The organism is Nostoc sp. UIC 10630, from assembly GCF_010747425.1.
GTDB lineage: Bacteria > Cyanobacteriota > Cyanobacteriia > Cyanobacteriales > Nostocaceae > Nostoc.
In genome coordinates this window covers 1-4016 of sequence record NZ_JAAGOG010000360.1, presented here as the reverse complement: position 1 = coordinate 4016, position 4016 = coordinate 1, and the positions used below count along the sequence as shown (strand labels likewise).

General features: G+C 42.1%; 1 protein-coding gene and 1 pseudogene. Both read right to left on the bottom strand.

Translation table 11 applies throughout. The features are described 5' to 3' along the window. Positions 1-72: 72 nt before the first annotated feature. Entirely contained in the window at positions 73-2376 is a 2304-nt protein-coding gene (locus G1O98_RS37225; protein WP_163939345.1) for a CHAT domain-containing protein, read from the bottom strand. A gap of 183 nt (positions 2377-2559) precedes the next feature. Continuing rightward, a pseudogene (locus G1O98_RS37220) lies at positions 2560-4016 on the bottom strand (S-layer family protein); the annotation flags it as partial.

The following is a 4016-nucleotide window of genomic DNA, read 5'->3' as shown; positions in this document are numbered from 1 at the left end:
TATCCGACACACGACCTTTGATTTCCCCACCCTTCAAATGTACGGAGCTTTTTCAGAAATCAAATATTAGTCCTATATGGCATTTAAGCTAACATCTGCCAAAGGTCGCGGACTAATAAGTTGAAGACCAGGTGTGAGAACTAGGGCATATTTTTGCACTAAATATTTCTGACTAGCTTGGTCATAGAGGACTGCCATAGGAATATTTCGTAATATACCATCCAATACAAATACTAAGCTTTTAACTTTACTATTAACTAGCTTGGATTGCACTGGTTTAATTAACCAATCGTATGTCTGTTGAGATAATTCCTGAATTTCATAAGCAAAGCGTGTTTTATCGTTGAGACGTTCTATTAGTTGTGTTAAGTTGTCTTTTAATTGTTTTTGGGTAACTGTTGTAGTGTAGTGTTCTAAATTTTCTTGTCCCGGCAATTTGAGAATTATCTCTAAGCGATCTGGCAAGGTAATTGTATATAAAACTGCTGCCGCTGGAGTAGCTTGATCTACTACTTGATCAATCTGTTGGGGTTTAGCTTGAATGCACGCATCTCGAAAGTAATCATCCAATTCTGCTAGTTGAAGTGCTTCAATTGCATCACGAGCTTGTTTGAGGTTGGTTTGGTGAGAATTATTAGTCTGTAACAGTAAATCGACAAATTCCCGATAAACTGGTGCTACACTATCTCGAAAAGTGTATTGTACCTCTGGATTAATTACAGTCAAGTCTTTACGCAGTGACTTGAGAGTTTCTACTGCGGCTGTATACGCTGCGATCGCTCCTTGTTGGTTCTCCTGAATTCGCCGCAGTCGTCCTAATTGCCATTGCCAACGATAGGCAATGTGTGGTGCATCAAAAGCCGAAACGAGCTGTAATGCTTGTTCAGTTAACCTTTGAGCATTTGGTATTTCCCCAATTTCTTGGTTAACTCCGCCTAAATAACCTAAAGCGTAGGCTTCTGCTGACTTGTCTTGTAAAGCTTGAGCCTGGTTGCGAGCAATGGTGACAATTTTTGCAACATCTTCCCATGCAGGAATCAGTGCAGGTTGCAAGGTATTACCCCCAGTGTTAGGTGTTTTTTCTTGGGTTGCACCACATTGCTGAAGTAGAGGAGATGAAAGTTGAGATGCTTCTGGATTTACTGCTGATTTCAGACAGATGAGATTTTGTGCCAAATTTATTTGAGCATAGATAGCTTTGTGGCTAATAGGCAATTTATTTAGTTGGGGTTGGATTTTAGCCAGTAGTGTTGATATATCAGACCATTGTTGAGTCTGGATTAAAAGACTGAGTAAATTTAGTTCTGCCTTAGTGCTAGTGTTTGCATCAGTGGACAACTCAGCTTGGTGATAGCAGGCTGTTGCTTGTTGGTATAGTTCGGCAGCAGTATTATTTGCTCGTGCTATGCAGTCTTGAGATGATGTGAATGTAATTGGCGTGGGAATAGTTTCTGTTTGGACTTTTTGATTACCCAGAGAAAGCGCTGTATTACCTAAACTGAGGTAGCTTGCAGCCAAGTTTTGAGTATCGCCTAATTGTTGTGCTAATTTTACACTTGCTGCCAAAACCAGTTGGGACTGTTCCCTGTTACCAATTACTCGCAAAACATCACCGAGGCTACGTAATCCCAAGACTTGTAAAGATGCTAACTTTCCTGTCTTTGAAAGTTTTGCTGTCAGGCTTTGTAGCTGTTGTTTTGAGATAATCAAGTTTTGATGCTCAAGTTCTAAAGCTGCTAGTAATGTTTCACCAGCTCGGCGATAAAGCCCTAATTCTTGCATTGCCTGAGCTTGGTTAATCTGATTCTGGATGAGTCCCTGTTTATTGGCGATATTTTTATATATATCAGCTGCCTGTTGCCAAGTTTTCAGGGCTGCTTGCGATCGCCCAACTCCTAGTTGTAGCTGTCCTTGAATATCGAAGGTTTGCGCCTGGATGCGGCGTTGCGCTGGTGTTTTTTCCTGAGTTTCTAGGACTTTGAGACTAGTAGCGATCGCCTGTTTTGCTTCTTCCCACTTACCCAATTGCTGCTGTGTAAGGGAAAGATTACTCAAAGCCATTGCCTGATTGAGATTATCCCCTTGAGCAGCAAAAGCTTCAGCCGTTTGTTGCCAAACCAAAGCCGCCTGCTCAAACTGTCCGGTAGTGTAGAGTTTTTTGGCTTGTTCTACCAGTTGTAAGGGATTTTGCTGAGTTTGAACGATGACAGTTGATGCAGAGACTTGGTGAGCAACCAGAGGAACGCTCAAGGAGATCACAAATAAAAGTATGAATAGGATTAGCGATCGCCATTTGCTGACTTTAGGCGATCGGCAGTACACTCTTTTGACTAGATTCTGCAATCTCTGAACTAGGTTAGACAGTTTGAAACTCATATTCTGCCTTCCTTGTCAATATTTTCTAGAGCTTAATAGACTAAAAATCCCAAATTAGGCTACAGAAGCAACTCTGGAAATTTAGATAAAATCTGACGAATCTTAATTACCTAGCTTACTTACCGCAGGATATTACGTAGCTTGCTTCTCACCGGAGGCGAGTATTATGGATTACGAATTGCTTCAAGGCACTGGGCAAGAATCTGGACTGAGAGGACGTTGAGAACCTGTGCCTGTGGGATCGTAGGCTGTGAGCATCACCTCACCATTTTTGTCGAATATCCATCCTTGGGTAGGCACAATTGGTTTGGTAACTGAAGATTTAGTTTTCTCTTGTGCATCTGTGCGCCTCTGCTCCCCTGCTCCCCTGCTTCCCGCAAGTGCAGGCTCGACTAAATCGACTTGCACAGCGTCACTGCTAGTTGCGTCATTGGGGCTAGGTGGTAAGCCACCGCGTCCAGTGATGATAAATTTGCTGCCTACACCCCGATGACAGGGATTTTGACCAATTTGCTCAGAAGGATTAACTAACTTTACTTGGGGAATTACTGACGGCTGAACCTTTAGGTTTGGTTCTATCTTCAATTCTCCCGCAGCACTGATATAGCTGTCGTGAGAAACAAGGACAACCAGTTTTCCATGCAAGCCAGAAATCTTGATATTGCTGCCTCCTTGTCGAGGTTCCGCACGAGTTCTAATGTAGCTACGTCCGTGTAAAACTAGTGTCTCAACTTCGATGTCAATATTACCTTCAAAAGTCGGGTCTGTATTGCTGCCAGTAGATGATATATTACTTTGTTGACGAATTAATAAGATGTCACGTACTTTTAAGCCAATATTCCCGCCTCTCCGTCTCGCAGATTCAGATGGAAGACTTTCATTGTTGTACAAAGTAAGCTTGTTGCCATCTGTAATATCTATATTGCTTACTTCTCCCTGACCACGGTTGTCGGCATTGATTTTAGCACCCTTAGTAAGAGCTAGATTTTTTGTCTTGATATTAATGCTACCAGCACCAAAACTAGTGGCTTTATCGTCTACATAGCTGAAAGCTCCGCTATAGTATTTATCTTTACCTGTATAGTTTCCTACTCCATCGAAGGATACAGTATCAGCGTCAGTAATATTAATCGTACCTGCTTTTCCCTTACCACTCTCAGGTATACCGACATAAAGCCGAGCGCCATTAGTAAGATTTAAGTTTTTTGTAGAGATATTAATGTCACCACCATTCCCATTGCCTTGATTTTCCACACGACTCAAAGCTCCGGTAAATATAGGTATAGTGTTTCCTACATCATTTCTAGTGCTGCCTACTCCATCGAAAGACACAACATCAGCACCAGTAATCGTAATCTTGCCTGCATTCCCTTCACCAAAGGTACTGTTATTGAGCCGAGCGCCATTAGTAAGAGCTAGGTTTATTGTAGAGATGTTAATGTCTCCAGCATCGCCCTTTCCGGAAAGACTAGCATTCACTTGAGCGCCATTAGTAAGAATTAGGTTTTTTGTCTTGATGTTAATGTCTCCAGCATTGCCCTTTCCGGAAAGACTAGCATTCACTTGAGCGCCATTAGTAAGAGCTAGGTTTGTTGTAGTGATATTAATGCTACCAGCAGCAGAACTAGTGGCTTCCTTGT

What these genes read in the sequence shown, in the direction of transcription:
- G1O98_RS37225 (WP_163939345.1), bottom strand. Translation starts at nt 2,376, where the DNA reads ATGAGTTTCAAACTGTCTAACCTAGTTCAGAGATTGCAGAATCTAGTC.